The sequence below is a fragment of the Pseudomonas sp. DrBHI1 genome, assembly GCF_002205115.1.
GTDB classification, from domain to species: domain Bacteria; phylum Pseudomonadota; class Gammaproteobacteria; order Pseudomonadales; family Pseudomonadaceae; genus Aquipseudomonas; species Aquipseudomonas mosselii.
In genome coordinates this window covers 1-536 of sequence record NZ_NIBE01000071.1, presented here as the reverse complement: position 1 = coordinate 536, position 536 = coordinate 1, and the positions used below count along the sequence as shown (strand labels likewise).

At 68.8% G+C, this 536-nt stretch carries 1 pseudogene; it reads left to right on the top strand.

Going from position 1 to position 536, the window contains the following annotated elements:
• Positions 1-536: pseudogene (locus CC207_RS27010) on the top strand (hypothetical protein); the annotation flags it as partial.

Genomic DNA, 536 nt, shown 5'->3' with positions numbered 1-536 from the left:
CTGGCCTGGTTCGAATCCCACGGCCTCGAGGCGCAGCGCCTGGCCGACGTGCGGGCCGACGACCACCTCGTCTGGCTGCAATCTGAGCAGCTGCTCGCGGCCCTGGCCTACTACGACGAGAACGACCTGCGCAGCGGCCTGTGCTTCGCTCACCAGACCGGGCTCAGCGTGGTCGGCATGGAGGGCGTGTCAGCCGGGGCGCGGCTGCTCGCCCAGTGGTGGCATGCCGACACGCTGACGCCCGACAACCTGGCCCTGCGTTCCTTCGTCTTCAACCAGCGCGCCATTGCCGAGGTGCTGGAGCAGACACGCCAGGCGTTGCAAGCGCTGCCACCGGAATACGATCACTGGCAGCAGGTGGACACTTCACTCAAGTACGCCAAGGAACTCGCCTCGCAGTTCAGCCGGGTGGACGGCCACCTCGACCAGCTGGCCCAGCACAGCGCCCTCAACACCGCCGGCGCCTTGGCCTGGCTGGGTCAACTGGGGCGCCAGAGCCTGCAGGCCGGCGCCCCCGGCAACATGGATCGCCTGCT